The sequence below is a fragment of the Brevundimonas vesicularis genome (genome assembly GCF_027105095.1).
Classification (GTDB): Bacteria; Pseudomonadota; Alphaproteobacteria; order Caulobacterales; family Caulobacteraceae; genus Brevundimonas; species Brevundimonas vesicularis_E.
On record NZ_CP114278.1, the window covers coordinates 106,404 to 133,236 of the forward strand.

The 26,833-nt window shown below is 67.7% G+C and carries 30 protein-coding genes; 18 read left to right on the forward strand and 12 right to left on the reverse strand.

What is annotated here, in order from left to right; all coding sequences use genetic code 11:
- From O2K97_RS00525 to O2K97_RS00555, 7 genes are all read right to left on the reverse strand, one after another.
- Positions 1-1,377 carry a S41 family peptidase gene (locus O2K97_RS00525; RefSeq protein ID WP_269220046.1) on the reverse strand — a complete coding sequence of 459 codons (1,377 nt, stop codon included), beginning with the start codon at positions 1,375-1,377 and terminating at the stop codon, positions 1-3.
- 139 nt (positions 1,378-1,516) lie between these two features.
- Positions 1,517-2,596 carry a murein hydrolase activator EnvC family protein gene (locus tag O2K97_RS00530; RefSeq protein WP_269220047.1) on the reverse strand — a complete coding sequence of 360 codons (1,080 nt, stop codon included), beginning with the start codon at positions 2,594-2,596 and terminating at the stop codon, positions 1,517-1,519.
- Between the two features lies 1 nt (position 2,597).
- Complete coding sequence (rlmH, locus tag O2K97_RS00535; protein ID WP_269220048.1) at positions 2,598-3,062, reverse strand: 23S rRNA (pseudouridine(1915)-N(3))-methyltransferase RlmH; 465 nt, start codon at positions 3,060-3,062, stop codon at positions 2,598-2,600.
- 4 nt (positions 3,063-3,066) lie between these two features.
- The gene (gene rsfS / locus O2K97_RS00540; RefSeq protein WP_082064315.1) at positions 3,067-3,501 is read right to left on the reverse strand and encodes a ribosome silencing factor; all 435 of its coding nucleotides are present in this window, start codon (positions 3,499-3,501) and stop codon (positions 3,067-3,069) included.
- A gap of 144 nt (positions 3,502-3,645) precedes the next feature.
- Positions 3,646-4,311, reverse strand: a complete 666-nt coding sequence (locus O2K97_RS00545) for a nicotinate-nucleotide adenylyltransferase (protein WP_269220049.1) — start codon at positions 4,309-4,311, stop codon at positions 3,646-3,648.
- 79 nt (positions 4,312-4,390) lie between these two features.
- On the reverse strand, positions 4,391-5,281 hold the full coding sequence (locus tag O2K97_RS00550; protein ID WP_269221075.1) for an alpha/beta fold hydrolase: 891 nt from the start codon (positions 5,279-5,281) through the stop codon (positions 4,391-4,393).
- Between the two features lie 2 nt (positions 5,282-5,283).
- Complete coding sequence (locus tag O2K97_RS00555) at positions 5,284-5,772, reverse strand: Fur family transcriptional regulator (protein WP_066554022.1); 489 nt, start codon at positions 5,770-5,772, stop codon at positions 5,284-5,286.
- Between the two features lie 117 nt (positions 5,773-5,889).
- Here O2K97_RS00555 and O2K97_RS00560 point away from each other — a divergent pair, with 117 nt between their 5' ends.
- Positions 5,890-6,672 carry a SapC family protein gene (locus O2K97_RS00560; RefSeq protein WP_112862826.1) on the forward strand — a complete coding sequence of 261 codons (783 nt, stop codon included), beginning with the start codon at positions 5,890-5,892 and terminating at the stop codon, positions 6,670-6,672.
- 58 nt (positions 6,673-6,730) lie between these two features.
- Here the strand turns inward: O2K97_RS00560 and O2K97_RS00565 are convergent, their stop codons facing one another.
- The 3 genes from O2K97_RS00565 to O2K97_RS00575 form a co-directional block, all read right to left on the reverse strand.
- Entirely contained in the window at positions 6,731-7,138 is a 408-nt protein-coding gene (locus O2K97_RS00565) for an acyl dehydratase (protein ID WP_017505512.1), read from the reverse strand.
- A gap of 15 nt (positions 7,139-7,153) precedes the next feature.
- Entirely contained in the window at positions 7,154-8,185 is a 1,032-nt protein-coding gene (locus O2K97_RS00570) for an NADP-dependent oxidoreductase (RefSeq protein WP_269220050.1), read from the reverse strand.
- Positions 8,186-8,521: 336 nt separating this feature from the next.
- Positions 8,522-9,316 carry a response regulator gene (locus tag O2K97_RS00575; protein WP_026108480.1) on the reverse strand — a complete coding sequence of 265 codons (795 nt, stop codon included), beginning with the start codon at positions 9,314-9,316 and terminating at the stop codon, positions 8,522-8,524.
- A gap of 203 nt (positions 9,317-9,519) precedes the next feature.
- Between O2K97_RS00575 and O2K97_RS00580 the strand changes: the two genes are divergently transcribed.
- The 6 genes from O2K97_RS00580 to obgE all read left to right on the forward strand — a co-directional run bounded on the left by O2K97_RS00580 (position 9,520) and on the right by obgE (position 14,960).
- Positions 9,520-9,720 carry a NepR family anti-sigma factor gene (locus O2K97_RS00580; protein WP_066554012.1) on the forward strand — a complete coding sequence of 67 codons (201 nt, stop codon included), beginning with the start codon at positions 9,520-9,522 and terminating at the stop codon, positions 9,718-9,720.
- The gene (locus tag O2K97_RS00585) at positions 9,717-10,328 is read left to right on the forward strand and encodes a sigma-70 family RNA polymerase sigma factor (protein WP_055754558.1); all 612 of its coding nucleotides are present in this window, start codon (positions 9,717-9,719) and stop codon (positions 10,326-10,328) included. Before O2K97_RS00580 ends, O2K97_RS00585 begins: the two co-directional genes overlap by 4 nt.
- 102 nt (positions 10,329-10,430) lie before the next feature.
- Positions 10,431-12,125, forward strand: a complete 1,695-nt coding sequence (locus O2K97_RS00590; protein WP_269220051.1) for a sensor histidine kinase — start codon at positions 10,431-10,433, stop codon at positions 12,123-12,125.
- A 50-nt stretch (positions 12,126-12,175) separates the two neighbouring features.
- Positions 12,176-12,313 carry an entericidin A/B family lipoprotein gene (locus tag O2K97_RS00595; RefSeq protein ID WP_017505506.1) on the forward strand — a complete coding sequence of 46 codons (138 nt, stop codon included), beginning with the start codon at positions 12,176-12,178 and terminating at the stop codon, positions 12,311-12,313.
- A 93-nt stretch (positions 12,314-12,406) separates the two neighbouring features.
- On the forward strand, positions 12,407-13,861 hold the full coding sequence (locus tag O2K97_RS00600; protein ID WP_269220052.1) for an NAD-dependent succinate-semialdehyde dehydrogenase: 1,455 nt from the start codon (positions 12,407-12,409) through the stop codon (positions 13,859-13,861).
- Between the two features lie 52 nt (positions 13,862-13,913).
- Positions 13,914-14,960, forward strand: coding sequence for a GTPase ObgE (obgE, locus tag O2K97_RS00605; protein ID WP_055754561.1), 1,047 nt, complete (start codon positions 13,914-13,916; stop codon positions 14,958-14,960).
- Here obgE and O2K97_RS00610 read toward each other — a convergent pair whose 3' ends face one another.
- Positions 14,961-16,094 (reverse strand): AI-2E family transporter, encoded by a 1,134-nt coding sequence (locus O2K97_RS00610; protein ID WP_269220053.1) that lies wholly within the window; start codon positions 16,092-16,094, stop codon positions 14,961-14,963.
- Between the two features lie 98 nt (positions 16,095-16,192).
- Between O2K97_RS00610 and O2K97_RS00615 the strand changes: the two genes are divergently transcribed.
- From O2K97_RS00615 to O2K97_RS00660, 10 genes are read left to right on the forward strand one after another with little or no spacing between them, the layout of a single operon-like run.
- Positions 16,193-17,767, forward strand: a complete 1,575-nt coding sequence (locus tag O2K97_RS00615) for a helicase HerA-like domain-containing protein (RefSeq protein ID WP_269220054.1) — start codon at positions 16,193-16,195, stop codon at positions 17,765-17,767.
- Positions 17,768-17,816: 49 nt separating this feature from the next.
- Positions 17,817-18,377 carry a NifU family protein gene (locus O2K97_RS00620; protein WP_269220055.1) on the forward strand — a complete coding sequence of 187 codons (561 nt, stop codon included), beginning with the start codon at positions 17,817-17,819 and terminating at the stop codon, positions 18,375-18,377.
- A gap of 46 nt (positions 18,378-18,423) precedes the next feature.
- Positions 18,424-19,104, forward strand: a complete 681-nt coding sequence (gene tsaB, locus O2K97_RS00625; RefSeq protein ID WP_269220056.1) for a tRNA (adenosine(37)-N6)-threonylcarbamoyltransferase complex dimerization subunit type 1 TsaB — start codon at positions 18,424-18,426, stop codon at positions 19,102-19,104.
- Entirely contained in the window at positions 19,101-19,544 is a 444-nt protein-coding gene (rimI, locus tag O2K97_RS00630) for a ribosomal protein S18-alanine N-acetyltransferase (protein WP_269220057.1), read from the forward strand. The genes tsaB and rimI overlap by 4 nt, the downstream gene beginning before the upstream one ends.
- Before the next feature lie 27 nt (positions 19,545-19,571).
- Positions 19,572-20,057, forward strand: a complete 486-nt coding sequence (locus O2K97_RS00635) for a Fur family transcriptional regulator (protein ID WP_017505496.1) — start codon at positions 19,572-19,574, stop codon at positions 20,055-20,057.
- Positions 20,058-20,100: 43 nt separating this feature from the next.
- On the forward strand, positions 20,101-21,537 hold the full coding sequence (miaB, locus tag O2K97_RS00640; RefSeq protein WP_269220058.1) for a tRNA (N6-isopentenyl adenosine(37)-C2)-methylthiotransferase MiaB: 1,437 nt from the start codon (positions 20,101-20,103) through the stop codon (positions 21,535-21,537).
- Positions 21,537-22,523, forward strand: coding sequence for a PhoH family protein (locus O2K97_RS00645; RefSeq protein WP_269220059.1), 987 nt, complete (start codon positions 21,537-21,539; stop codon positions 22,521-22,523). Before miaB ends, O2K97_RS00645 begins: the two co-directional genes overlap by 1 nt.
- A complete protein-coding gene (gene ybeY, locus O2K97_RS00650) occupies positions 22,520-22,966 on the forward strand; it encodes an rRNA maturation RNase YbeY (protein WP_269220060.1) in 447 nt (148 codons plus the stop codon). Before O2K97_RS00645 ends, ybeY begins: the two co-directional genes overlap by 4 nt.
- Before the next feature lie 4 nt (positions 22,967-22,970).
- Positions 22,971-24,608 (forward strand): apolipoprotein N-acyltransferase, encoded by a 1,638-nt coding sequence (gene lnt, locus O2K97_RS00655; protein WP_269220061.1) that lies wholly within the window; start codon positions 22,971-22,973, stop codon positions 24,606-24,608.
- A gap of 17 nt (positions 24,609-24,625) precedes the next feature.
- The gene (locus O2K97_RS00660) at positions 24,626-25,033 is read left to right on the forward strand and encodes a helix-turn-helix domain-containing protein (RefSeq protein WP_066625335.1); all 408 of its coding nucleotides are present in this window, start codon (positions 24,626-24,628) and stop codon (positions 25,031-25,033) included.
- Between the two features lie 3 nt (positions 25,034-25,036).
- Here O2K97_RS00660 and greA read toward each other — a convergent pair whose 3' ends face one another.
- Positions 25,037-25,516 carry a transcription elongation factor GreA gene (gene greA / locus O2K97_RS00665; RefSeq protein ID WP_269220062.1) on the reverse strand — a complete coding sequence of 160 codons (480 nt, stop codon included), beginning with the start codon at positions 25,514-25,516 and terminating at the stop codon, positions 25,037-25,039.
- Between the two features lie 64 nt (positions 25,517-25,580).
- Between greA and O2K97_RS00670 the strand changes: the two genes are divergently transcribed.
- Entirely contained in the window at positions 25,581-26,810 is a 1,230-nt protein-coding gene (locus tag O2K97_RS00670; protein WP_269221076.1) for a TIGR03862 family flavoprotein, read from the forward strand.
- Positions 26,811-26,833: the final 23 nt, after the last annotated feature.

Sequence of the window (26,833 nt, forward strand, 5' to 3'; positions counted from 1 at the left end):
CTATTCTTCCTTCGGTTCGTCCGCCGCCGGTTCGGCGTCGGGCTTGGGCGTCGAACCCGGCTCGGTGACGACGATGCCTTCGGGCGCGGCCGGCAGTTTCGACAGGTCGCCGCCGGCGCGCAGGACGTCCAGCGCGCGCTGAAGCTGATAGTCCTTTTCCTTGTCGAACTTGTCGCCCGGAGCTTCGCGCGGGGTGTGCGGACCCTTGCGCTCGGCGCCGATGGAGGCGTCCAGGGCCGTGGCGTAGGCGGCCTCGGAATAGATGAAGCTGGACCGCGAGACGATGCGCGCCTCGGCCTCCGAACGCGCAACCTCGAGATCCGGCTCGATGCCGATCTTCTGGATCGAGGCGCCCGAGGGGGTGTAGTAGCGCGCAGTCGTGATCGACAAGGCGCCGTCCTGGCCCTGACGCAGCGGGATCACGGTCTGGACCGATCCCTTGCCGAAGCTGGTCAGGCCCACGATGGTCGCGCGCTGGTGATCCTTCAGGGCGCCGGCGACGATTTCCGACGCCGAGGCCGAGCCGTAGTTGACCAGGACGACCAGCGGCAGGCCGCCGGTGACGTCGCCGGGCTTGGCGGAATAGCGCTGGATCTGCTCGGGCTTCCTGCCCCGCTGGCTGACGATCTCGCCGCGTTCCAGGAAGGCGTCGGACACATCGATGGCGGCGTTCAGCAGGCCGCCGCCGTTGTTGCGCAGGTCCAGGACATAGCCCTTCACGCCCGGCTTCTCGGCCTTGATCTTGGCGATGGCCTCGTTCAGCTCGCGGCCGGTGTTCTCGTTGAATGTCGAGACGCGCAGATAGCCGAAGTCGCCCTCGACCCTGCCTGTGACCGACTGAACCTTGATGACCTCGCGGGTCAGGGTCACTTCCAGCGGGTCTGAACCGTCGCGCAGGAAGGTCACCTTGACGCTGGTGCCCACGGCGCCACGCAGCTTCTCGGACACCTGGCTGACCGTCAGGCCCGCCGCGTTCTGGCCCTCGATCGAAGAGATCACGTCGCCCGCCTGGACCCCGGCTTTGGCGGCGGGGCTGTCGTCCATCGGCGAGATGACCTTCACCATGCCGCCGTCGGCGCTGATGGTCAGGCCGACGCCCGAATACTGGCCCTCGGTGCGTTCGCGCAGATCGTCGTAGTTGGAGGGCGGCAGATAGTTGGAGTGCGGATCCAGCGCCGTCATCATGCCGGCCAGCGCGGCCTCGATCAGCTTCTTGTTGTCGACCGGGACGACGTAGGCCTGCTCGACGATGCCGACCACGTCGCCGAACAGCTCCAGCATGCGGAAGGTTTCGTTTCGCGGGGTCTGGCTGCTGACAGCAGCGGCGGATCCGCCGAGCACCAGAGCGGCGCAGCCGACGAGGAGCAGTTTACGCATTCGGTCTCTTTCGGTCGGGCCGATCACTGTGGGCGCCCGTGGGAAGGTTAAGGCCCCGTCCTCACGACCAAATCGTGGCGACGCGGCGTCCCGCCGATAAAATCAGCGTCAGACGAGAATGCAAAGGACTATTGCGGGTTCAACGCAACCACGGTCCCGGATCGATCGGCCGTTCGTCGCGGCGCAGTTCGAAATAGACGTCGCCGTCCGGGCCGCTGCGCCCCAGGGTCTGGCCGTCCGAGACCCGGGCGTCCGGACCCACATCGACGCTTTCCAGGCCGGCGATGACGGCGCGCCAGCCGGGACCGAGGTCCAGCACCACCACATTGCCCCACCCCGTCAGCGGCCCGGCGTAGGCGACCTTGGCGTCGGCGGGCGCGGCGACGGCCGCGCGGTCAGCCCGCCAGCGCCAGCCGGAGGTTCCGGCGCCCCAAGTCTGGCTGGGCGCGCCGGCGACGGGCGAACTGAGGCGACCGCGTCCGGCCGGAAGGCGAGCGGTCGGCGTCTCTTCGGCCTGGGTGGTCGGGACCGCGCCGCCCAGTTCGCGGATGCGGCGCTCCAGCACGGCGGCGGCGCGTTCGGCGGCGCGGGCCTCGGCGTTCAGGACGGCGGTCAGGGCGGTCTTGCGCGCCGTCAGCCCCTCGATCTCGCCGCGCCGGTCGCCTTGCTCGCTCTCGGTCGTCAGCAGTCGCTCCGAGGACAGGACGGCGAGGCGGCGGATGCGCATGATCTCGGCCTGACGGGCGGCCAGCACCTTGGCGCGGCCTTCCAGATCCGGCGTCATGGCCTTGAGCAGGATGGAGGCGCGCACCGTGTCGATGGCCTTGTCGGCGGGCACCAGCAAGGGCGGCGGCGGGCGGCGGCTCATCATCTGCAGCGCGCTGAGCAGACGGCCCTGGGCGCCGCGCTCACGCGTCAGGTCCGTGACCAGTTCGGCCTCGCGTTCGGTCAGTTGCTGGAGGCGCGCGCGCTGATCGTCGATCTGACGGTCGCCGGTCTGTTCGTCGGCTCGCAGCGAGGCCAGGCGGCGCTCCAACTGAGCCAGTTCGGTCTTGGCGGCGTCGGCGTCAGCGCGCAGACGACGGGCGCGCACCGTTTCGTCGCGGTATTCGGCTTGGATGCGCGACAGTTCGCTCTCGGGCGCCTGGTTGCTCATCGCCGGGGCAGCGCAGACGAAACCCGTCAGCAGGGCCAGCGATAAGGGTATGGCGCGACGCATGTCAGTCGCGATGATAGGGCGATCCGGCCAGAATGGTCACGGCCCGATACAGCTGTTCGGCCAGCATGGCGCGCGCCAGGGCGTGAGGCCAGGTCTGGGGACCGAAGGCTAGGGTCGAGGACGCGGCGTCGCGCACGCTGGCGTCCAGCCCGTCCGCCCCGCCGATGGCGAAGACCAGACGGCGCTCGCCCTGATCCCTAAGTTTGGCGATGTGGTCGGCGAAGGCGCGCGAGGAATAGGTCTTGCCGCGCTCGTCGCAGGCAATCAGGTGCGCGCCCTCGGCGGCAGCGAGGATCAGCTCGGCCTCCGGCGCCTTGCCGGTTTTGCGGGCTTCCAGATCGATCAGTTCGAGTGGACCGAGGCCAAGCGCGCGCCCCGACAGGGTGGCGCGCTTGGCGTAGTCGTCGGCGAGCGTCGCTTCAGGCCCTCGGCCCGGTCGGCCGATGGCGACGATGCTCAGCTTCATCTTGTCAGTCGCGGACCATGCGGTGAGCGGAATCGACCGCCCAGATCTTTTCGATGTTGTAGAAGGTGCGCACTTCCGGGCGGAACAGGTGCACGATCACATCGCCGGCGTCGATCAGAACCCAGTCGCAGTGCGGCAGCCCCTCGACCTTGGCCTTACCGAGGCCCTGTTCCTTGAGCGTGCGCAGCAGGTGGTCGGCGATGGCGCCGACGTGACGGTGCGAACGACCAGACGCCACGATCATGGTGTCAGCCATAGCGCTTTTGCCCTTCAGGTCGATCAGGACCATGTCCTGGGCCTTGTCCTCGTCGAGGCGGCTCAGCAGGGCTTCTTCCAGCGGCGTGGAGCCGACGGGGCGGGGAGCGGAATCGTCGAAGCCGCGCGGGGAGGCGTCGGATTCAAAGCCGTCTTCGGAATGGAGAGGTTCGATAGGGTCCATCTCGTGCGCCGTATTCGAGACGGCGGCGTCTTGCGTATCATACGCGGGCGAGGGGGTCAGCGGAGGGCTCCGGGAGCGTTGACTAAAGAAGCCCTCTAGCACGGATAGGCCGCAACGTGAACCGCCGCCCGAATCATCCGGTGATCACGAGGTCGCGCGCACGCCTTTGCCGGTCCTGATCGCCGTGGACGACAGGGGATTGAGCGGCGCCGTCAGATAGGTCCAGGCGGGCGCCTGAAGCGTCGGCAGAAGCCCCGCCTGCTGGGCGGGAATGCGGAAACCGGCGAAGCGGGCGGCGGCCGGCGCCGTGCGGCTGTCCAGCAGCGAACCCGGCCGGGCGATGACGGCCACCGGCATCAGCCGCATGATGTCGGTCCAGCCTCGCCAGCGGTGGAAGCTGGCCAGATTGTCCGACCCCATCAGCCAGACGAAATGCACGCCCGGATGCCGCGCGACCAGAAGGCGCAGGGTGTCCACGGTCCAGGCGACGCCGGCCCGGCTCTCGAAATCCGAGACGATCATCGACGGACCACGCGCGTGCCGGCGCGCCGAGGACATGCGGTCTTCCAGCGGCGCGCTGTGACGGGCGTCCTTCAGCGGGTTCTGCGGCGAGACCAGCCAGACGACCCGGTCGAGATCCAGACGCCGCATGGCGGTCTCGGCGACATGGGCGTGACCGTCGTGGGCGGGATTGAAGGAGCCGCCGAACAGACCGACCTTCATGCCTGGAGCGAGGATCAAACCGTCGCGCAGCGCCCCGGAGCGGGGGCCGGCGCCTTTGGGCGCGGGACCGGCGTGGAAGAAGGACAAGCGGCGTCTCGGGCGGCGGGCGTTATGCTCAGCGGCGCCCTTATAGCGCGCGCCCATGCTCCGCCTACAGAATTCGTTCTCAGACGGCGGCGTCGAACAGGGCGTCGCGCGCCACGTCGGCATGGGTCATGGGGAACAGGTGCCCGCCGCCGGCCACGACCTCGACGGAGACATTGGGCAGGCCACGGGGCCGGACCGGCACATGGGTCAGGGCGCCGTGTTCGGCTTTGAGGATGCGAACCGGTCCGGGATAGCGGTTCATGGCCCGCCACGGATCGTGCGCCTGGGCTGCGTAGTTGGCCGCCTCCCAGGCCGGCGCCGCGGTCAGGCTGAACCCGCCGTCGCCTTCGTTCAGGCCTTCGGAAAGATAGTCGGCCAGGACCATGTCGGGCCAACCCTTAAAGGCGCCGCGCCCGCGATAGGCGGCCATGGCCTGTTCGCGGCTGTCGAACTGGCTGCGACGGCGCAGGGTGGCCTTGGCGATGGGGATCGCCTTCATCAGCTTGTGGGCGAAGGGCAGGTTGAAAGCGAAGACCGCAGATCGTTTCCAGATCACCGGATCGAACAGCACCAGGCTGGACACCCGATCAGGCCGAACGGCGGCCGCCAGAAGCGAGGCCGTGCCGCCCATCGAATGGCCGGCCATGACCACGGGCGGGCCGTCGATGGCCTCCAGCAGCGCCAGCAGGTCGTCGCGGTGGTCCAGCCAGCTGGTCTTGGGCCGGGCGAAGGTCGGCAGCGCAGACCGTCCATGGCCGCGCAGATCCGGCGCCCAGATCCGCAAGGACGCCGACAACGGCGACAAGAGGCTGCGATAGGTGGCGGCGTTGAAGCCGTTGGCGTGAGAGAAGATCAGATCGACCGGCCGGTTCGGATCACCGAAATCCAGCACGACCATCTCGCCGGCGCCCCAGCGATTGTCGATTGGCACGGACAGGCGACGCGGTGGGGACATCAACGCCGCATCCATGGTCATGCGACTTCGCGACAGGCGGCGCAGCGACCGTGCGCCTCGATCGTGGTGCGGGCGATGGCGTAGCCGGCGGCTGAGGCGGCGGCGTTCATGGCGCTCTGGTCGGGGCCGCTGACCTCGCGCGTCGCGCCGCAGCAGTCGCAGATCAAAAAGGCGGCCGCGTGGGCGGCCTCGCCGTCGTCGGTGCAGGCGACATAGGCGCTGATCGAGGCGATGCGGTGGACCATGCCCAGCCGCTCCAGAAACTCCAACGCCCGATAGACGGTCGGCGGCTTGGCGGCCTGGCCGTCTTCGCCGAAGCGCGCGATCAGATCGTAGGCCTTAACCGGCTCGCCGCTTTCCAGCAGCAGGGCCAGGACGCGACGACGCTGGGCCGTCATACGCTCGCCCTGCTGGACCGCGCGCGCCTCGGCCGCCGCCAGGGCGCGGTCCAGCGCCCCGCCGTTCAGGCCGGAGTGGTCATGGTCGTGATCGCAGGCGGAACCCATACGCCACAGCTAATGGCTGGCGACCCCCACTGCAACCGACGCATCGCGGGTTTGCCGGTTGCGCGGCGTTGGGCTAGAAGGCGCGCCTCCGATCTTTAACCAGAGCGTCCTCGCTTCATGACCGACACGAACAATTCGCCGCTTGAAGGCAACGTCCTCTTCTACACCAACCCTGAGCCGTTGGACGCCGGCCTTCATGCCTCGCTTGGCGTCAACCCGGCCGAGAAGCCTTATGCGTTCGTCGGCAAGACCAATATCGTCCCGCTGACGGTCACCGAATTCGCCCCGGCGGCGTTGTCCTACCCAATCATCTTCATCGGCGACCAGAAACTGCCCATGGCGGTCATGGGTCTGCGTCAGGGCGACAATCTTTTTGTGTCTGCAGCAGGCGACTTCCGCCCTGACGCCTACGTTCCCGCCTACGTGCGCCGCTATCCCTTCGTCTTCGCTGACGACAAGCAGAATGAGCGCATGGTCCTTTGCATCGATCGCGATGCAGAGATCGTCGTAGAGGGCGGCGAAAACCCCTTGTTCGTTGATGGACAAGCGAGCGAATACACGCAGATGGCGATGGATTTCTGCAACAACTTCGAGCAGGAGCGTCTTCGTACGGAAGCCTTCCTGGCTCTCGTGAACGAGCTCGATCTGCTGGATGTGCGCGACGCGACCTTCACTCCACGCAACGCCGACGGCACGCCAGCGCAGCCGCAGAAGATTGCCGAATACTACGCGGTGTCAGAAGACAAGCTGCGCGCTCTTTCGGCCGAGAAACTGGTCGAGCTGCGGGACAACGGGGCTCTGGGCCAAATCTACGCCCATCTGGTCTCTCTGCTGGGTTGGGAGCGTTTGATCGCTCTTGCCTTCCAACGCCAAGCCGAGGCGCCGGCTTCAGTAAACTGATCGCGAGACGCCGACTAGATACCCGCCCCGCCGGTTCGCCGGCGGGGCGCTTTTCGTTTCAGCGGCGCGAGAACAGCGCCCGGGTCAGGCAGGAAAAGACCAGACGACCGGCCTCGTCCAGCAGGTCATGCGAGGCGATGACGATGCCCTTGTCGTCGCCGACCGGATCCTTGCCCATCACCGTCATGCGACCCCGCAGCAGTTCGCCCGCCGGGGGATTGCGCATATAGCGCAGCCCATCGACGGCCAGGACCTTCGTCTGGGCCCAGCCGCCGGACTTGTCGGCCGCCAGTCGGCTCCACAGCACATAGACCATGGCGTCCGGCGCGCCGTAGGCCACGTCCCAGCCCGGCGAGAACCGCTCGATGAAGACGTCCAGCGCCCCTTGATCGACCGCACAGGCGCCCAGCGGCACGACCTGCCCCACCTCCAGGTCTTCGAAATGGACGTGCAGCGGATCGCTCATGCGCAGACCTTGGGTTCAGGCGGGTTCTTCGGAAACGCGAACCAGCAGCTTGCCGTCGTGATCGCCGGTGAACAAGCGATTCAACGATCCCACCGCGCCTTCCAGCCCGTCGTCGACGTGAACCTTCCATTTCACCCGGCCGTCCGCCAGCCACGGACCCATTTCCGCGACCATCTCGCGAGCGCGCGGGGCGTAGTCCAGGACCAGGAAGCCCTGGACGTGCAGGCGATGGGTGATGATGCGCGCGAAGTTAGGCGACGGCGGCGCCTTGGTCGCATTGTAGGAGGACACCAGGCCGCAAACCGCCATCCGGCCGTGGACCTTCAGACGGTTGAAAACCGCGATCATGATGTCGCCGCCGACATTCTCGAAGTTCAGATCGACGCCGTCGGGGGCCAGACGGTCCAGCGCCTCGCCGACATCCTCGTTCTTGTAATCGATGGCCGCGTCGAAACCGAGTTCGTCGGTCAGCCAGGCGCACTTCTGCGGGCCGCCCGCGATGCCGATGACGCGGCAGCCGCGCTGTTTGGCGATCTGCCCCGCGATCGAGCCGACCGCGCCGGCGGCGGCCGAGATGACGATGGTCTCGCCTTCCTTGGCCTTCAACACATCGGTGACGCCGAAATAGGCGGTCAGGCCGGTCATGCCGAGCACGGACATATTGGCCGTCAACGGCAGGCCAGGCGCGCGGTGGACCGGGCGCAAGCCGCCTTCCGGCACGACCGCATAGTCAGCCCAGCCGCCCGAGGTCGGCATGACGATATCGCCGGCCTTGAATCGGCTGGATCGCGAGGCTTCGACCACGCCCAGCGTCAGGCCGCGCATGACCTCGCCCAGGCCGACCGGCGGCAGATAGCCCTCGGAATCGTTCATCCAGGTGCGATTGGTCGGGTCCAGCGACAGATAGACGGTGCGGACCAGCACCTCGTTCTCTTGCAGATCAGGGATGGCCGTCTCGACTAGTTCCAGATCTCTAGGCTGGATAAGGCCCTTGGGGCGCTGGCGCAGCACCCATTGACGGTTCGTCTTGCCGCTTGTCGAAGCCATTGGCGTCTCTCCGTGCGTTTTCTTTGACCACCATCTTGGCCGCGACAGCGGCCTCGGTCGAGGTGTGCGACAAGAAAAAAGCGACCCTTGCGGATCGCTTTGAAGTGGCATCATCGAGAATGAGGCGCGGAGGCGGCATGATCGGCTTTCGCAGATCAAGTCGGGGGGCGTCGCCGCCTCCACGGACCGATAACGACGGCGCCTGAAGCCGGTTCCCGACCTCGATCGCTTTTTTTGCGCCTTCGTACTTTGGCCCACCAATGCTGGCGCAAACCAAAGAAAAGGCCTCGATCCCGAGGGACCGAGGCCGATCTTGTTGTCAGCGAAAGACCAGTTTTAAGCGGCTTCCTTCTGGCGCGACGGGTGGAAGAACAGCGCCTGGCTGATCGCCGCCTTCACCGTTTCCGGCTGGAAGGGCTTGGTGATCAGGAAGGTCGGCTCGGGACGCTCGCCGGTCAGCAGACGTTCCGGGAAGGCGGTGATGAAGATCACAGGCACGTCCATCGTCTTCAGGATATCCTTGACCGCATCGATGCCCGACGAGCCGTCGGCCAGTTGAATGTCGGCCAAAACCAGGCCCGGCTTGTGGCGGGCGACGGCGTCGATCGCCTCGTCGTGCGTCGTGGCGGTGCCGGTGACGCGGTGACCCAGTTCCGTGACCAGGCTCTGGATGTCGGCCGAAATGATGGCCTCGTCCTCGATGACCAGAACATCCGTGGCCAGTTCGGCGTCGATGTCCGCCTGGGCGTCGGCGATCAGACGCTCCACGTCGCGCGGATCGGCGGACAGGATTTGCGCGGCTTCCGAAGGGGTGAAGCCTTCAAGGGCGGTCAGCAGGAAGGCCTGACGCGAGCGCGGCGCGATACGCAGCAGACGCTGCGAGGCGTCGCTGCCCGTGGTTTCCAGCGTGCCGGTTTCCAGTTGCGCACCGGTCGAGGACCAGATGGCGTGGAACACATGATAGAGAGCGACCCGCGGCGTCATATCGGCCGACAATTGCTGCTCGCCGGCCGCCAAGGCCTCCAGAGCGACACGGACATAATTGTCGCCTGTGGATTGATCGCCGGTCAGGGCGCGTGCGTAACGGCGCACATAAGGAAGATGCGGCGCGAGTCTGGCCAGAAGGCTCATTCAGATAGTCCCCGACAAATCATAGCCCAATCCCGCGGGGGATGGGCGCTGTAGACGGATTAAACGTCGCATTCGCACCACGGTTCCGCCGCTGCGAACAAGCTTTAGCATTAAAAGCCGTTCATGCAGGAACCCTGCAGGTCGGATGACGTTTGAGACCGACATCTTCTCATGATGACAGTTGGGTGGGCTTGGCTCTGTCTATGATCGATTCTCCAGACTCCTCTCGTGCCAAAGGCGACCCAAAGGGGGAGGCAGGGCTCGAAGAAGCTCGTCTTCGCCAGCAGGCCATCGGCGTTAAGCTGCGGCATATGTTCGACGAGGTCGTCAACGAACCCGTGCCCGATGAGTTTCTCGACATTCTAAAACGCGCCGACGCCAAGGCTTCGGACGGCGCCGCATGAGCACCTCACGCCTGGGGGCCGCTCCCAAACCCGCCTCGGCCGATGACGAGGGCTTCAAGCGCGAACTGGTGCTGCTGATCCCGCATTTGCGCGCCTTCGCCCGGACCTTGACCGGCGACCCGACCGCGGCCGACGATCTGGCGCAGGACGCCATGATGAAGGCCTGGGACGCGCGCGCCAGCTATCAGATGGGCACCAACATGAAGGCCTGGACCTTCATGATCCTGCGCAACCAGTTCTATTCCGAAAAGCGCCGCTCATGGCGCCAGTCGCAGCTGGATCAGGAAGCGGCCGAACGGACACTGGTCGCCGTGGACGATCCCGAGGCGCCCGTCGCTCTGGACGAGTTGCGTCAAGCCTTGAAGACCCTGCCCGAAGAGCAGCGCGAGGCCTTGATCCTGGTGGGCGCCGGCGGCTTCGCCTACGAAGAAGCGGCCGAAATTTGCGGCTGCGCCGTCGGCACGGTGAAGAGCCGCGTCAGCCGCGCGCGGCGTGCGCTGCAAGCCACCCTGGAACGGGGCGGCTACGGACGCGACGGCAAGGCGGCAGGCGACGCCATGCGCTCGATTCTCGGCGAGGCCGACAGGCTGGCCGGCGCCCGGAGCTGATCTGCGGTGAACCAGACGACCAGGGAGACCTCACGGTCGCGGCTCGGTCGCACGTGGCGGACGGATCGCTTTCAGGGCATCCGCTTTCGTCTGGGCGCGGCCATGGCCATGGCCCTGTTGCCGATCTTCGTGCTCAGCCTGATCCAGACGCAGGCTGACTTCCAAAGACAGGCCGACGACCGGCAGGTGGATCTTCAACTGGCGGCCGAACGCAGCGCCTCCAGCGCAAAGGCGCAGCTGGACAGCGCGCAGGTGCTTTTGCGCGCGCTCAGCCCCGATGCGGTGGGTCCGTATTGCGCACCGCGCCTGACGGCGCTGGTCGGACGTCTGGAAGGCTATGAGGGCCTCTATCGCATCAGCCCGACGGGCGAGGCGGTCTGCGCCTCCGGCCGGGCGGACGGCGTGAGATCCGGCGTGGCGCCCGCCGCCCAGGCGACTTGGTTCCAGCGGCTGCGCAACGGCGAAGAGCTTGTCGTCATGCGCGCGCCCGACGGCGCCGGCTATGAAGGCGCGCTGATCGTGGCCACCCGCGCCGAACGGCCGATGGGCCGGTTCGACGGCGCCATGGTCGCCGTGATCCCCTTCTCCGCCCTGCAACCGGATGTCACCGATCCCGCCCTGCCCTCGGGCGCTCAAGCCGCCCTGACCGACGGCGCCGGGCGCATTCTGACGGCCAGTGATCCGGACGTGTTCAAACTGTCGGCCGGAGACGACATCGCCGGCTGGGTGGCCCGCGCGCGCGACCAGGGATCGGCGGTGTTCGAGGCCAAGGATTCGCAGAAGCGGCGCCGCGACTATGCGGGCGCGGCCCTGGCTGGCGGCGACCTTTACGCTCTGCTGTCGGCCCCGGCGCCAGGGTGGCTGTCCTGGGCGCGGCTCAACCCGATCGGCACCCTGTTGCTGCCGCTGGGGGCGTGGCTGACGGCGTTCGCGGCGGTCATGCTGCTATCCGAGCGCATCTTCATCCGCTGGCTGGATTATCTGGAGCGGGTCGCGGGCATTTACGCCAAGGGCCGGTTCTCGGTGCGTCCGCTGCAGGCGATGAACGCCCCGTCGGAAATCCGCACCATGGCGCGTACGCTGGACGAGATGGCCGAGGCCATCACACTGCGTGACCGCGAGCTGACGGACGCCCTGATGGAAAAGGACGCGCTGATGCGTGAAATCCATCACCGGGTGAAGAACAACCTTCAGATCATCTCCTCCCTGCTATCGATGCAGCAGCGCGCCCTGACCGATGCGCCGGCCAAGGCGGCTCTGGGCGATACGCGCCAGCGCATCTCGGCCTTGGCCCTGATCTACCGCACCCTTTATCAGAGCAACGACATCCGCCACGCCGATGCGCGCGAGTTTCTGAACGAATTGGTCGGACAGCTGATCGCCAGCGAAGCCGGGCGCGGACCGGTAGTCATCAGCTCGGTGGACGCCGACTCCCTGCACGTCGATCCCGACAAGCTGGCGCCTTTGGCGCTGTGGCTGGTCGAGGCGGTCAGCAATGCGCAGAAGCACGCCTTCGCCCACAGCGGTGGCGAGCTGAAGGTGCGCTTCCGCGTCCAGGGCGAGACATCGGTTCTGGAAGTCGAGGACAATGGCCCTGGCGCCCAGGCCGGCGCCGAGGTCGGGGTGGGCCGCACCCTGATGAGCGCCTTCGCCAAACAGTTGCGCGGCGAGACCGAGTTCGCCGCCCCGCCCGGCGGCGGCACCATCGCCCGCATGATCTTCGCCACCCCGGAAGCGCTCGCGCCCGTCGATCCGTCGGACAAGACGCCCGGAACCGCAGCGCTGGCGTCGCGTTGATGAGGCGAGACCGGCGGAGTTTCACCCCGGCCAACCCTGGAGCTTCCCCTATGCGCAAGATTTTCGTTCTGGTCGCCGCCGCCGCCGCCCTGACCACCGCCGCCTGCAACACCGTCGAAGGCGTGGGCCGTGACACCCAGGCCGCCGGCCAGGCCGTGACCGGCGCCGCCCAAGACGCCAAGAACTAATCGACAGCCGCAGCCCAGGCTGCAGCATTCTACCGGCAAGGCCCCGCATCGTCGGGGCCTTGTTCGTTTCAGGACCGCGACAGGAGCCATCCCGTGAACCACACCGCCCGCGACGCCGGCCTCAAACTCTTGCGCCAGCACGCCCTGATCGCCGGCAAGGCCATTCCGGCCAACGGCGGCGGCATCGCCGTCGATGATCCGGCGACAGGCGATGTGATCGGCCATGTCCCCGATCTGGGCGCCGCCGAAACCGAACAGGCCATCGCGGCGGCGAACGAGACGTTCAAGACCTGGTCGCGATCCGATCCGCACGTACGTGCGGCCTTTCTGCGCAAATGGGCGGCGCTGATCGACGACAATCTGGATGGTCTGGGCGCCCTGATGGCGCTGGAAAACGGCAAGCCGTTCGAGGAGGCCAAGGGCGAGGTCACCTACGCCAACGGTTTCCTGAAGTGGTTCGCCGGCCAAGCCGAGCGGTTGATCGGCGAGACCCAGGACAGTCCGCTGGGCCATCTGATCCTGACCTATCGCGAGGCGGTCGGGCCATGCGCGCTGATCACGCCCTGGAACTTCCCCGCCGCCATGCTGACGCGAAAGCTGGGGCCGGCCTTTGCGGCAGGCTGCACCGCCGTGGTCAAGCCGGCCAGCCAGACGCCGTTCACCGCCATCGCCCTGGCCGAACTGGCCTATGAAGCCGGCCTGCCGAAAGGCGCCCTGTCGATCGTCACCGGGGACGCCGCCACCATCGGCAAGGCGCTGACTGACAGCCCGGACATCCGCAAACTGTCCTTCACCGGCTCGACCGGCGTGGGCCGCAAGCTGGCCGAACAGTGCGCCCCGACGCTGAAAAGGGTGTCGATGGAGCTGGGCGGCGCGGCGCCGCTGATCGTCTTCGCCGACGCCGACCTGGATCTGGCGGTGGCCGAGACCATCAAGGGCAAGTTCAGGAACTCTGGCCAGACCTGCGTCTGCCCCAACCGGGTCTATGTCGAGCGGTCAGTCGCCGAGACCTATGCCGAAAAACTGGCTGCCGAGGTGGCCAAGATCGTGGTCGGTCCCGCCTTCGACGACGGCGTGAAGGTCGGGCCGCTGATCGAGGACAAGGCGATCGACAAGGTGGAAAAGCATGTGGCGGCGATCAAGGCCGACGGCGGCCACGTGCTGACCGGCGGGTCGCGCCACGATCTGGGCGGCCGCTTCTTCCAGCCGACCGTGACCCTAGGCGGCGACGACGCCCTGTTCCGCGAGGAAGAGACGTTCGGCCCCATGATCCCCGTCTTCGCCTTCGATACGGAGGAGGAGGCGCTGGAGAAGGCCAACACCAGCGACTACGGCCTCGCCTCCTATCTGTTCACCCGCGACCTGGACCGTGCGATGCGATTCAGCCGGCGGATCGAGGCCGGCATGTGCGGGGTCAACACCGGCCTGATCTCCACCGCCACCGCGCCGTTCGGCGGGGTCAAGCAGTCGGGCTATGGCCGCGAAGGCTCGATCCACGGCATCGACGAATATGTGGACGTCAAGACGGTGACACTGGCGCTGAAATAGCGCCGGGTCGCCGGGCCTGTAATTCGCCGCGCTTCTGCGGCATAAGCCCGCGATGAAGTTCCTCGACCAGGCCAAGATCTATATCCGCTCCGGCAACGGCGGCGCGGGCTCCGTGTCGTTTCGACGCGAGAAATTCATCCCGAACGGCGGGCCGGACGGCGGCGACGGCGGCAAGGGCGGGGATGTCTGGATCGAGGCGGTCGAGGGTCTGAACACCCTGATCGACTATCGCTATCAGCAGCATTTCAAGGCCCAGACCGGGCACCACGGCCAGGGGCGCCAGATGCATGGCGGCAAGGGCGAGGACGTTCATCTGAAGGTCCCGGTCGGCACCCAGGTGCTGGACGAGGACAAGGAAACGGTCCTGCTGGACATGGATACGCCAGGCAAGATGGAGCTGCTGCTGAAGGGCGGCAACGGCGGTTGGGGCAATGTGCGCTTCAAGGGGCCGACCAATCAGGCGCCGACCTACGCCAACCCCGGCCAAGACGGTCAGGAACGCTGGATCTGGCTGCGGCTGAAGCTGATCGCCGACATCGGCCTGGCAGGCCTGCCCAATGCCGGTAAATCGACCTTCCTGTCGGCCGCCAGCGCCGCCAAGCCCAAGATCGCCGACTATCCCTTCACCACCCTGGCGCCGAATCTGGGGATGGTGGACCTGTCGCCGTCCGAGCGGTTCGTCATCGCCGACATTCCCGGCCTGATCGAAGGCGCCAGCGAGGGCGCGGGCCTCGGCACGCGTTTCCTGGGCCATGTCGAACGCTCGGCTAGCCTGATCCACCTGATCGACGGCACCCAGGACGACGTGGTCGAAGCCTACCGCATCATCCGGGGCGAGCTGGAAGCCTATGGCGAGGGTCTGGCGGACAAGGCCGAAATCCTGGCCCTGAACAAGATCGACGCCCTGACGCCGGAGGCGCGCGAAGAAAAGGCCGCCGAACTGGAGGCCGTCGCGGGTCGCCGTCCCATGCTGGTGTCCGGCGTGTCGGGCGAGGGCGTGCCCGCCCTGCTGCGCGCCGCCTGGGCCGAGGTGAAGAAGACGCGCGGCGCCCTGGCCGGCGACAGCGACGCGGACCAGATCAGCGGCTGGCAGCCCTGATCAGGCCTCCGCTGCGGGCTCCGGTTTGGGTTTGCGACGGGTCGATTTCGGGTTGTCGGTCGTCTTGCCCTCGTTCGCATAGGGCTCGCCGTCGCCCGACAGCAGGATCGCCATCCAGCGCGAGCCCTTGAACTCGGCCAGGATCGCCATGGCCATGACCGCCAGCGGCGTGGACAGGAACATGCCGACCACGCCCCACAGCTTTCCCCAGAAGGCCAGGGCCAGCAGCACCACGACCGGGTCGATATTCTGGTTGTCGCCCTGCATGCGCGGCTGGATGAAGTTGCCGACGACGAACAGGATGACCTGCAACCCGACCAGCAGGATGGCGGCGGGCCAGTAACTTTCGAACTGGACCAGGGCGAACAGCGGCGGCGCAAGGCCCGCGACCGCCCCGCCCAGCACGGGGATGAAGCCGACGATGAAGATGACGAAGGTCCAGAACTCGGCGTTCTGAAGCCCGACCGCCCGCATCAGGATCCAAGCGACGACGCAGATCATCGCGCCGGTCACCGACTGCACCCAGATATAGCCCTCGACCCCGCCGCGCACGCGCTGGAACACCGCGACCGCCTCGTCGCGCTGGGCCTCGGACGGGAACATGGCGATGATCTTGCGCCGGAACCCGACCTGAGAGGCCAGGAGAAAGCCCAGATAGATCAGGACGAAGAAGGCGCCCGACGCGATGCCCTGCACCTGGAACGCCATGGAGGTCAGCCAGCCGCGCACATCCACGCCGTTGATCAGATCCTGCGCCGTCGGCGGATTGGCCAGACGCACCAGCCCATAGGCGTCGCGAATGATCTGATCGATGCGAGGGCCGATGTTCTGGGACACGCCGGACGCCTCGCCGAAGAAGCCCGCCGCCCCGTTCACGATGATGGCGATGGAGGCGAAGAAGGCCAGCACCACCAGCGCCAGGGCCGCGATCCCGGCCATGCGGCTGTTCAACGGCGTGCGCGCCTCGACCGACCGCTTCACCCCATCGATCATGATCAGGAGGAAGATGGCCATCGCCAGCGGCGTCAGGATGTCCCGCAGCCAATAGATCGCCGCCCCGGCCGCGACCGTGGCGATGACGCCGAGGGCATTGCGGGCGGCGACCGAGGACGGCGTGGCGATCGGGTTTTTCATGACCGTGTTGTCGATCCGCGCGCGACCGCCGTCAATCGCTGTTCCGAGCGCGTCGGGAACGCGCTAGACCTTTGCCGGAGACGCCATCGGAGACCCCAATGCCCGACGCCCTGCCCGGCCTGTTCCTCGGCCAGTCCGACGCCGCCCAGCCGGAAAACCTGCTGTTCAATCGCGCCAACCGCCACGGCGTCGTCGCCGGCGCGACGGGCACCGGCAAGACGGTCACGCTGCAGATCATGGCCCAAGGCTTTTCCGACGCCGGGGTGCCGGTCTTCTGCGCCGATGTGAAGGGCGACCTGTCGGGCATCTCCCAGGTCGGCGCGCCGAACGAGAAGCTGATCGCCCGCGCGACGGAGATGGGCCTGACCCTGACGCCGCGCGCCGCCCCCACCGTTTTCTGGGACCTGTACGGGCAGAAGGGACATCCGATCCGCACCACCGTGTCGGAAATCGGTCCGGTGCTGATGGCGCGGATGCTGAACCTGAACGAGGTGCAGGAGGGCGTGCTGACCGTCGTCTTCCACGTCGCGGACAAGGAAGGTCTGCTGCTGCTGGACCTCGACGATCTGAGAAGCCTGCTGGTCTATGTCGGCGAGAACGCCGAGCGGATCGGGCGCGAGGTCGGCAACGTCGCCCCCGCCTCCATCGCCGCCATCCAGCGCGCGCTGTTGCAGGTCGAGCAGCAGGGCGGCGACGCCTTCTTCGGCGAGCCGGCCCTGAAGCTGGAAGACATGATCCGCGTCGGCCTGGACGGCCGGGGCCAGGTCAATGTGCTGGATTCGACCCGGCTGATGAACAGTCCGCGCCTGTATGCGGCCTTCCTGCTGTGGCTGCTGTCGGAGCTGTTCGAACAGCTCCCAGAGGTGGGCGATCCGGAAAAGCCGCGCCTGGTCTTCTTCTTCGACGAGGCGCACCTGCTGTTCAACGACGCCCCGCGCGCCCTGCTGGAAAAGGTCGAGCAGGTCGTGCGCCTGATCCGATCCAAGGGGGTCGGGGTCTACTTCGTGACGCAAAACCCGGCCGATATTCCCGACAGCGTCCTGGCCCAGCTGGGCAACCGCATTCAGCACGCGCTTCGCGCCTATACGCCGTCCGAGCAGAAGGGGCTGAAGGCCGCCTCGCAGAGTTTCCGAGCCAACGCCGCCTTCGACACGGCCGAGGCCATTCAGGGTCTGGGGGTGGGCGAGGCCCTGGTGTCCGTGCTGGACGAAAAGGGCGCGCCGACCATCGTGGCCCGCACCAGGATCCGCCCGCCGGCCTCGCGCCTGGGTCCCGCGACCGATACTGAGCGCGCCGCCGTCATAGCCGCCAGCCCGGTGCGAGGCCTTTACGAGCAGGTGCTGAACCGCGAATCCGCCGCCGAAATCCTGGCCAATCGCCACAGCGCCGCCGATCAGGCTGAAGTTCAGGCCCAAATTCAGGCCAAGGCGCAGGCCGAGGCCGACAAGGCCGCCGCCGCTCAGGCCAAGGCCGATCAGAAGGCCGCCGAAGCGCGGGCGAAGGCTCAAGCCCAGGCCGAAGCGCGGGCGGCGCGCGAGGCCGCAAAACCTGCGCGCCGGGCCACCCGCGAAACTCCGGTCGAGGCGCTGACCAAGTCGGTCCTGCGCACGGCCGGATCGACCCTGACCCGCGAGCTGATGCGCGGTCTGCTGGGCGGGCTGAAGCGGCGCTAGGTTCCGCTCGGGTCTTGCAACGGGGCGGGGGCGAGCGCATCTCCCGCTCATGTTCATCCAGACCGAACCCACGCCCAATCCCAACGTGCTGAAGTTCCTGCCCGGCCGCGACGTGTCGCCGACCGCCGCGCTGGAATACCGCACCACCGACGAGGCGACGGCCTCTCCGCTGGCAGAGGCCTTGTTCGAACTGGAAGGCGTCGACGGCGTCTTCTTCGGCGCCGACTATGTTTCGGTGACCCGCCAGCCGCAGGGTCCGGAATGGTCCGAGATGAAGGCGCCGATCCTGGGCGTCGTCATGGATCACTTCGTCTCGGGTCAGGCGCTCACGCGCGGCGCCGGCGGCGAAACCGACGGCCATGCCGAGGACGACAGCGAGATCGTCGCCGAGATCAAGGCCCTGCTGGACAGCCGCATTCGCCCCGCCGTGGCCCAGGACGGCGGCGACATCCTGTTCGATTCCTTTGACGAGGCGACGGGTGTGTTGAACCTGCGGATGCGCGGCGCCTGCGCCGGCTGTCCGTCGTCGTCGGCGACCCTGAAGGCCGGGGTCGAGCAGATGATGCGCCACTATGTGCCCGAGGTGACGCGGGTCGAACAGACCCTCTGATCCGGACGCGGTGGCGGTTCTGCGACGCGCCGCCTAGAAGACGCCCATGAGACTTCTGGTGATCGATACGGCGCTCGGCGCCTGCACGGCGGCGGTGTTCGAGGACGATCGCGCGCTTGCCGTGCGCTTCGAGCCGATGACCAAGGGGCACCAGGAACGGATCGGCGGCCTGGTGCGCGATGTCATGGCCGAGGCGGGCGGCGGGTTCGACAGCCTGGACCGGATCGGCGTCACGGTCGGACCGGGTTCGTTCACCGGTCTGCGCGTCGGCCTGGCCTTTGCCCAGGGTCTGGGCGCGGCGCTGGATCGGCCGGTCGTCGGTCTGTCGGCGCTGGACGCCCTCGCCGCCTCGCTCGCCAATCAAGACGGCCCCATCGCAGCCCTGATCGATGCGCGGCGGGGTCAGGTCTATGCGCGCCTCTTCGCCGACGGTGGGCCGCTCGGACACGATGAAGCGTTGTCGCTGGAAGAGGCCGCGCGGCGGATCGCCGACATCGGATCGGACGTGGCCCTGGTCGGCAATGGCGCGGCGGTCATCGCCCAGGCCTTTCCCGACCTGACCTTCGCCCATCTGGACGACCGCGTCGCACCGTCCCCGGAGGCGCTGGCGCGCCTGGCCGCCGCCGCCGATCCGTCGACCCATCCGCCCCGTCCGCTCTATTTGCGCGCGCCCGACGCCACGCCGCCCAGCCGCCTGCCGGGCCAGCCGCGCCAGCCTGCGTCATGACAACGGCGGACCCCGTCTCTCTCGCCGCCCTGCACGTTCAGGCGTTTGCCGCGCCGTGGAGCGCCGACACCTTCGCCGATCTGCTGTCGCAGCCGGGCGTGCTGGCGGTACGCGAGGCCGACGGCTTCATCCTGATCCGGACCGTCGTCGACGAGGCGGAAATCCTGACCCTGGCCGTGGTCCCGTCCGCGCGCCGCCACGGACTGGGGCGGCGTCTGGTCGAGGCGGCGGCCGTCGCTGCGGCCCAGGCCGGCGCGACGCGGCTGTTCCTGGAGGTCGCCGACGACAATATCGCCGCGCGTGACCTGTATGAGCGGACCGGGTTCGATCCGATCGGTCGCCGCAAAGCCTATTATGCGGGCGCCGACGGATCGCGGACCGATGCGGTGGTGATGAGCCGCGAGCTCTGTGCGCCTGACGCCAACCTGACGCTTCCCTGATGCGATCCAAGCCCCTATTCTAGGCGCATGGACCGGATCGAAAAACTCTGCGCCGAGCGCGGCATGCGTATGACCGAACAGCGCCGGGTGATCGCCCGGGTGCTGTCCAACGCCGCGGACCACCCGGATGTGGAAGAGCTGTATCGCCGCGCCTCGGCCATCGATCCGCACATCTCCATCGCCACCGTCTATCGCACCGTGCGCCTGTTCGAAGAGGCGGGCGTGGTCGAGAAGCACGACTTCGGCGACGGCCGCAGCCGCTATGAAGAGGCCGGCGACGATCACCACGACCACCTGATCGACACCAAGTCTGGCGAGGTTATCGAATTCTTCGACGCCGAGATCGAGCGGCTGAAGAACGAGATCGCGGAACGGCTGGGCTTCCAGCTGATCGGCCACAAGCTGGAGCTCTACGGCGTTGCGATCGAGGGCGCCGAACCGTCCAAGCGCGAAGGCCTGATCTTCACCCGCCATGCGGCGCGCGTCGATCCCGCCGATGTGGATGCGGGCTGACGCTCGGCTTGTCGCGACGCTTGCGGGCGATCATAAGCCCACGATGACCGAGACACTGGTTCCTCAAGTCGAGACGGCGCCCCAAAAACGTCTGTTCATCAAGACCTACGGCTGTCAGATGAACGTCTATGACTCCGAGCGCATGGCCGATGTGCTGCGCCCGCTGGGTTATGGCGTCACCGACGACGTGAAAGCCGCCGACTTCGTCATCCTGAACACATGCCATATCCGCGAAAAGGCGGCCGAGAAGATCTATTCCGAGCTCGGCAAGCTGCGCGAGATGCGCGACATCCGGCGCGAGACCGGCGGGGACCTGACCATCGCCGTCGCCGGCTGCGTCGCCCAGGCCGAGGGCGAGGAGATCATGCGGCGTCAGCCGGCGGTCGACATCGTCGTCGGTCCCCAGGCCTACCACCAACTGCCCGAGCTTCTGACCCGCACGGCGCGGGCGCGGGGCGAGCGAATCGGCGCCGACTTCGCTCCTGACGACAAGTTCGACGCCCTGCCCGCAGCCCGCTTCACCGAGGGGCCGACCGCCTTTCTGACGGTGCAGGAGGGTTGCGACAAGTTCTGCACCTTCTGCGTCGTGCCCTATACGCGCGGCGCAGAGTGGTCGCGGCCGATGGCGGCGGTGCTGGAAGAGGCGAGACAACTGGCGGACCGGGGCGTGCGCGAGGTCACCCTGCTGGGCCAGAACGTCAACGCCTATGACGGCGAGCGGCCGGACGGGCGAAAGGCGACCCTGGCCGAACTGGCCTATGCCCTGGCCGAGATCCCCGGCCTGGACCGCATCCGCTATACGACCAGCCATCCCAACGACATGGCCGATGAGTTGATCGCCGCGCATGGCGATCTGGACGCCCTGATGCCCTATCTGCATCTGCCGGTTCAGGCGGGGTCGGATCGGATTTTGCGAGCGATGAACCGCAAGCACGGGCGTCAGAAATATTTCGACCTGATCGACCGAATCCGTGCGGCACGGCCCGATATCGCCATTGCGGGCGACTTCATCGTCGGCTTCCCCGGTGAGACGGATCGCGAGTTCGAGGACACGCTCGATCTGGTGCTGCGTGTGAACTACGCCGGGGCCTTCGCCTTCGCCTATTCGCCGCGGCCGGGCACGCCGGCGGCGGGCATGGGCAAACAGGTCGAGCCGAAAATCGTCAAGGATCGACTGCATCGTCTGATCGCCCTGCTGACGGAACAGCAGACCGCTTTCAACGCGGCGCAGGCCAACCGGACGCTGAACGTGCTGTTCGAAAAGCCGGGACGGCACGGCCACCTTCGCCAAGCGATCGGTCGATCCCCATATCTTCAATCGGTCCACGTCGATGACGCGGATCATCTGATCGGGCAGATCGTTCCGGTCGAGATCATCGCCGGCCAGCAGAACAGTCTGTCGGGCCGGCTCACAGCAGACGGGCTCAAGCAGCCGGGTCCCGCGGGCTCGGCAACAGCCCAAGCAGAAAAGGCCGCTTGATGGCGCGTGAGTCTGAATTCGTCCCCTTGAACGATGCCGAACTGCGGGCGGTCATCGGGCCGAACAGTCGCCACGTCGCCCTGATCGAGGACGCGTTCAAGGTGCTGGTCGAGGCCCCGGGCGGCGGGGTCTCAGTCAACGGCGGCGCACGCGACCGCACGGACGCCCGCCAGGTGATCGAGGATCTGGCCAAGCGCGCGGCCCTGGGCGCCGAAGTCACCGAGGCCGACGTGCGCGCGGCGCTGGGCCAGGCGCGCGGCGGTCGCGGCACGCCCGGCATGGCGGCGGCGGGCGTGTCGCTACCGGGCGGCAAGCGCGGCGCCATCGTGCCCAAGACCAAGGCGCAGGCCGCCTATCTGGACATGCTGGGCCGGTGCGAACTGAGCTTCGGCGTCGGCCCGGCGGGCACCGGCAAGACCTTTCTGGCGGCGGCCTATGGCGCGTCGCTGCTGCGGCGGGGGCAGGTGGACCGGCTGGTCATCACCCGCCCGGCGGTCGAGGCGGGCGAGAAGCTGGGCTTCCTGCCCGGCGATCTGAACGAAAAGGTCGATCCTTATCTGGCGCCGATCTGGGAGGCGCTGAACGACATTCTGGGTGCCGAGGACGTGCAGCGTCGCCGCGACAAAGGCGAAATCGAAGCCGCCCCGATCGCCTTCATGCGCGGCCGCACGCTCAGCCACGCCTTCGTCATCGTCGATGAAGCCCAGAACACCAGCCGCCTGCAGATGAAGATGGTGCTGACGCGCCTGGGCGAGGGCGCACGGATGGTGGTGACGGGCGATCCGTCGCAGATCGACCTGCTGAACCCGCGCGACTCCGGCCTGGCCCACGCCCTGCGGATTTTGGACGGAGTTCAGGGCGTCGGCATCCTGAAGTTCGAGGCCTCGGACGTGGTGCGTCACGCCATGGTCGAGCGGATCGTGCGCGCCTATGACGCCGACGCCGCGAAAGGCCGTCCGGCCCCGGACCTCGAAGACCCCGAATGATCGAGATTGAAGTCGAGGCCGAGGCCTGGACCGGCGCCCTGCCGGACGCCGAGGCCGTCGTGGAGCGCGCGGCGCAGGCCGCGCTGGGCGCCGTGAAGGGCGACATCGCCGTCCTGCTGACCGACGACGCCGCCATGCGCGAGTTGAACGGGCGGTTTCGCGACAAGGACAAGCCGACCAATGTCCTGTCCTTCCCGGCGCCGGAAAACGCGTTTCCGCATCTGGGCGACATCGTCCTGGCTTATGGCGTCTGTGCGACCGAGGCCGAAGCGCAGGGCAAGACCCTGGCCGATCATCTGAGCCATCTGGTCGTCCACGGCGTGCTGCACCTGCTGGGCCGCGACCACGAAGACGACACCGAGGCCGAGGAGATGGAGGCCGAAGAGCGCGAAATCCTGGCCCAGATCGGCGTCGCCGACCCCTATCTCGCCGAGCAGGACTGACCCGATGTTCCCCGACGCCCTGCTGGACCGTTTCGCGGCCCCGATCCGCGCCCTGCCTGACAGGAAGCGCGCCCTGACGTGGCGGCTGATCCGCATCGTTCTGGCGCTGCTGGCCGGCGCCGGGACGGCCTTCGCTCATCCGCCGTTCGGGGTGCTGATCGGGCTTCTGGGCTATCCGCTGCTGATGATCCTGTCGGAGCGGTCCGACACGGTGCGCGGCGCCTTCTGGATGGGTTGGCTGGCGGGGTTCGCCTATTTCTTTGTCGGGTGCTGGTGGGTGGCCGAGGCGTTCTTCGTCAATCCCGAACAGGCGTGGATGGCGCCGTTCGCGGCCAGCCTGCTGCCGGCGGGCCTGGGGCTGTTCTGGGGGACGGCCTGTGCCCTCTATCGCCGGTTCGCGCCGCTGGGAGCTGTGCGGGTGCTGTTGTTCGCCGCCCTGTTCTGCGCCGCCGAATGGTTGCGGGGTCATGTTCTGACGGGCTTTCCGTGGAACCCGGCCGGCGCGACCTGGCGCGCGGGCGGCGGCATGTCCCAGTTCGCCTCGGTCGTCGGCGTCTATGGGCTGAGCCTTGTGACGGTCGCGGCCACGGCGGCTTTCGCGCCCTTGATCGGGCCAGGCGACAAGCGCAGCCGCCTGATCTCCGCAGGCTTGGGCGCCTTGGCCCTGATCGGCGTCGGCGGCTTCGGGGCTGTCAGATTAGCGCAGTCGGATCTTCAGTTCACAGACACGGTCGTCCGCCTGGTTCAGGCCGATGTGAAGCAGGAGACCAAATGGTCGCCTGAAGCCTATCGCTCCATCGTCGATCGCTATGTGGCCCTGACCGGTCAGGCGGCGACGCGGACGCCCAATGTCGTGGTCTGGCCCGAAGGCGCCCTGCCCGCCTCGGCCAACGACGTCTTCGCCTCCGCCGACGCTCAGGCCATCGCGGGCGCCCTGCGTCCCGGACAGACCCTGCTGATGGGCCTGGCGCGCGGCGAGCCGGACCTGACCGCGCCTGAGGGCGCGCGCTATTACAACAGTGTGTTCGCCCTGGCTGACGAAGGCGGGGCGGGTCTTCGGGTCGCCGCCGTCTATGACAAGCACCGGCTGGTGCCGTTCGGCGAGTACCTGCCCTTGGGGTCGATCATGACCTCCATCGGCCTGCGTAGCCTAGTGCACATGCCCAGCGACTTTTCCGCCGGACCGACGCCGGCCCCGATCTCTGTTCCAGGCGCTCCGCCTGCCCAGGTGCTGATCTGCTATGAGAGCCTGTATCCCGGCTTCACGCCCGGCGCGGCGGGGCGGCCCGAGTGGATCGTCAATGCGTCCAATGACGCCTGGTTCGGCGCGACCTCGGGCCCGCGCCAACATCTGAACCTGGCCAGCTATCGCGCCATAGAGACCGGCCTGCCCATCGCGCGGGCCACCCCGACCGGCATTTCGGCCATGATCGACCCGTGGGGCCGGATCGTCGAAGGTCAACGATTGGAGCGCGGCGTCATGGGCGTCATCGACGCGCCTCTGCCGCGGCCGACAGGCGTCACGCCCTATGGTCGGTTCGGTGACCTTCTGTTCTTCATCGGCCTTGCGGCAGCGCTCGTCCTATCCTTGTGGCCGTTGATTTTACGATCTAGGGTTCGCTCGAACGGCGCAGCGATTTGAGCATTTCGGGGGACGTCATGGCGCGTGAAAAGGACGAGGATCCGCATCCCGTCGATCGCCATGTCGGCCGTCGCGTTCAGGAGAAGCGTCTGGACCTCGGCCTGACCCAGACCGCCTTGGCCAAGGCTGTCGGCGTCAGCTTCCAGCAGGTGCAGAAGTACGAAAAGGGCACCAACCGCGTCTCGGCCTCGAAACTGTTCGAGATGGCCGAGTTCATGAAGGTCGGCATCCCCTTCTTCTTCGACGGCTACAGCAGCGCGACGGTCGGCGTCGCCGAAGAGGCGCCCGCCTTCGACCACGAGCATCGCCCCACCAAGACCAGCGTCGAAATCACACGCCTTGCGCCGCGCCTGCCGGCGCGCAAGCAGAAGCTGATCCTGGACATGATGCGGGATATGCTGGGCGACGACGACGCCCAGAACTGAGCTCTAGCCGACCGCGACGATCTCGGCCGACTGACCGGCCACCGTCACCTCATCCCCAACCCTTTTGCCCATGACGGCGCGGGCGAGGGGCGAGACATGGCTGACCGAGCCTGCGGCCGGATCGGCCTCGTCCTCGCCGACGATGCGCCACGTCTGGGCGCGGCCGTCCTCGCGTTCGATGGAGACCGAACCCCCGAACCGCACGGCCCCGTCGTCTTCAGTGGGCTCGACCAACTGGGCCGAGGCGCGCCGTGCGGACCAGTAGCGGAGATCCCGCGTCGCCCGCGCCATGGCGGTGCGGTCGCTCTCGATCGAGCCTTGCACCTGGGCGGCCGTATAGGCGGCGCGGGCCGCGGCCAGTTCGGCCTCAATCGCGGCCAGCCCCTCGGGCGTGACCAGATTGGGATGGGGCGAGATCGGGCGGTCCGCCAGGTCGGCGGCGGTGGCTTCCAGATCTTCTTCGCGGGTGAAGGCAACGCTCATGGTACGGAACATAGCGATGACGACGCCTATAGCCAGCGCGGCCGCAAGCGCGCAAAGCCACGCCATGCAACAGTCGCCCAGTCTTACGACCTCTCGCACCGTTCACGTGATCGGCGCCGGTCCCGCCGGATTGATGGCGGCCGAACGGCTGGCGCAAGCAGGGGCGGCGGTCGTGGTACACGACCGGATGCCGTCCGTGGCCCGCAAGCTGCTGATGGCCGGACGCGGCGGGCTGAACCTGACGCATTCGGAACCACTGGACCGGTTCCTGACGCGCTATGGTCCCGCCCAGCCGACGGCCGCCGCCTGGATCGACCGGTTCACGCCTGCCGACCTGACCGCCTGGGTCGAGGCCCTGGGGCAGGAGACCTTCGTCGGCTCAAGCGGGCGGGTGTTTCCGAAGGCCATGAAGGCCTCGCCGCTGGTGCGGGCCTGGCTGACGCGGCTGGAGGCGCAGGGCGTCGAGATCCGCACGCGCTCGCGCTGGACCGATTGGCGCGACGGCGCGCTGGTGTTTGAGACGCCGGACGGGGAGCGGCTGGAACGGCCCGACGCCGTGGTCCTGGCTCTGGGCGGCGCCAGCTGGCCGCGCCTGGGTTCGGACGGGGCCTGGGCCCCATGGCTGGAAGCGCAGGGCGCCGCCGTGTCGCCGTTCCGACCGGCCAATGTCGGCTTCGACGTGGCCTGGTCGGCGCTGTTTCGTGACCGGTTCGCGGGCCGACCGCTGAAAGGCGTCGCTGTCACCCATGGCGGCCGGACGGCGCGGGGCGAGGCGATGATCGCCCGCTACGGCATCGAGGGCGGCGCGATCTATGCGCTGTCCGCGACGCTCAGGACGACGGTCGAGACGGAGGAGCGCGCCGAGATCCAGATCGACCTGAAGCCCGATGTGGCGATCGGAAAAGTGACCGACCGGCTGTCGAAGCCGCGCGGCAAGGCCAGCCTGTCGAACCATCTGCGCAAGGTTGTCGGACTGGAGGCGGCCGCCGTCGCCCTGCTGTATGAGGCCGGCCCCCTGCCCGCTTCGCCTCGGGCCTTGGCCGAACGGATCAAGGCCATGCCGCTGATCCTGACCGGTGTTCAGGGACTGGAGCGGGCGATCTCCTCGGCGGGCGGCGTCAAACTGGACGGCGTGGACGAACGGCTGATGCTGGCGGCGCGACCGGGAGTCTTCGTCGCCGGCGAGATGCTGGATTGGGAGGCGCCGACCGGCGGCTATCTGCTTCAGGCCAGCTTCGCCTCCGCCGTCGTCGCGGCCGACGGCGTCATCGACTGGCTCGACAGCCGGGACTGAGAAAGGCAGGGTCGCGCGGTTCG

What these genes read in the sequence shown, in the direction of transcription:
- O2K97_RS00525 (WP_269220046.1), bottom strand. Translation starts at nt 1,377, where the DNA reads ATGCGTAAACTGCTCCTCGTCGGCTGCGCCGCTCTGGTGCTCGGCGGA.
- O2K97_RS00530 (WP_269220047.1), bottom strand. Translation starts at nt 2,596, where the DNA reads ATGCGTCGCGCCATACCCTTATCGCTGGCCCTGCTGACGGGTTTCGTC.
- rlmH (WP_269220048.1), bottom strand. Translation starts at nt 3,062, where the DNA reads ATGAAGCTGAGCATCGTCGCCATCGGCCGACCGGGCCGAGGGCCTGAA.
- rsfS (WP_082064315.1), bottom strand. Translation starts at nt 3,501, where the DNA reads ATGGACCCTATCGAACCTCTCCATTCCGAAGACGGCTTTGAATCCGAC.
- O2K97_RS00550 (WP_269221075.1), bottom strand. Translation starts at nt 5,281, where the DNA reads ATGGATGCGGCGTTGATGTCCCCACCGCGTCGCCTGTCCGTGCCAATC.
- O2K97_RS00555 (WP_066554022.1), bottom strand. Translation starts at nt 5,772, where the DNA reads ATGGGTTCCGCCTGCGATCACGACCATGACCACTCCGGCCTGAACGGC.
- O2K97_RS00560 (WP_112862826.1), top strand. Translation starts at nt 5,890, where the DNA reads ATGACCGACACGAACAATTCGCCGCTTGAAGGCAACGTCCTCTTCTAC.
- O2K97_RS00565 (WP_017505512.1), bottom strand. Translation starts at nt 7,138, where the DNA reads ATGAGCGATCCGCTGCACGTCCATTTCGAAGACCTGGAGGTGGGGCAG.
- O2K97_RS00570 (WP_269220050.1), bottom strand. Translation starts at nt 8,185, where the DNA reads ATGGCTTCGACAAGCGGCAAGACGAACCGTCAATGGGTGCTGCGCCAG.
- O2K97_RS00575 (WP_026108480.1), bottom strand. Translation starts at nt 9,316, where the DNA reads ATGAGCCTTCTGGCCAGACTCGCGCCGCATCTTCCTTATGTGCGCCGT.
- O2K97_RS00580 (WP_066554012.1), top strand. Translation starts at nt 9,520, where the DNA reads ATGATCGATTCTCCAGACTCCTCTCGTGCCAAAGGCGACCCAAAGGGG.
- O2K97_RS00585 (WP_055754558.1), top strand. Translation starts at nt 9,717, where the DNA reads ATGAGCACCTCACGCCTGGGGGCCGCTCCCAAACCCGCCTCGGCCGAT.
- O2K97_RS00590 (WP_269220051.1), top strand. Translation starts at nt 10,431, where the DNA reads ATGGCCATGGCCCTGTTGCCGATCTTCGTGCTCAGCCTGATCCAGACG.
- O2K97_RS00595 (WP_017505506.1), top strand. Translation starts at nt 12,176, where the DNA reads ATGCGCAAGATTTTCGTTCTGGTCGCCGCCGCCGCCGCCCTGACCACC.
- obgE (WP_055754561.1), top strand. Translation starts at nt 13,914, where the DNA reads ATGAAGTTCCTCGACCAGGCCAAGATCTATATCCGCTCCGGCAACGGC.
- O2K97_RS00610 (WP_269220053.1), bottom strand. Translation starts at nt 16,094, where the DNA reads ATGAAAAACCCGATCGCCACGCCGTCCTCGGTCGCCGCCCGCAATGCC.
- O2K97_RS00615 (WP_269220054.1), top strand. Translation starts at nt 16,193, where the DNA reads ATGCCCGACGCCCTGCCCGGCCTGTTCCTCGGCCAGTCCGACGCCGCC.
- O2K97_RS00620 (WP_269220055.1), top strand. Translation starts at nt 17,817, where the DNA reads ATGTTCATCCAGACCGAACCCACGCCCAATCCCAACGTGCTGAAGTTC.
- tsaB (WP_269220056.1), top strand. Translation starts at nt 18,424, where the DNA reads ATGAGACTTCTGGTGATCGATACGGCGCTCGGCGCCTGCACGGCGGCG.
- rimI (WP_269220057.1), top strand. Translation starts at nt 19,101, where the DNA reads ATGACAACGGCGGACCCCGTCTCTCTCGCCGCCCTGCACGTTCAGGCG.
- O2K97_RS00635 (WP_017505496.1), top strand. Translation starts at nt 19,572, where the DNA reads ATGGACCGGATCGAAAAACTCTGCGCCGAGCGCGGCATGCGTATGACC.
- miaB (WP_269220058.1), top strand. Translation starts at nt 20,101, where the DNA reads ATGACCGAGACACTGGTTCCTCAAGTCGAGACGGCGCCCCAAAAACGT.
- O2K97_RS00645 (WP_269220059.1), top strand. Translation starts at nt 21,537, where the DNA reads ATGGCGCGTGAGTCTGAATTCGTCCCCTTGAACGATGCCGAACTGCGG.
- ybeY (WP_269220060.1), top strand. Translation starts at nt 22,520, where the DNA reads ATGATCGAGATTGAAGTCGAGGCCGAGGCCTGGACCGGCGCCCTGCCG.
- lnt (WP_269220061.1), top strand. Translation starts at nt 22,971, where the DNA reads ATGTTCCCCGACGCCCTGCTGGACCGTTTCGCGGCCCCGATCCGCGCC.
- O2K97_RS00660 (WP_066625335.1), top strand. Translation starts at nt 24,626, where the DNA reads ATGGCGCGTGAAAAGGACGAGGATCCGCATCCCGTCGATCGCCATGTC.
- greA (WP_269220062.1), bottom strand. Translation starts at nt 25,516, where the DNA reads ATGAGCGTTGCCTTCACCCGCGAAGAAGATCTGGAAGCCACCGCCGCC.
- O2K97_RS00670 (WP_269221076.1), top strand. Translation starts at nt 25,581, where the DNA reads ATGCAACAGTCGCCCAGTCTTACGACCTCTCGCACCGTTCACGTGATC.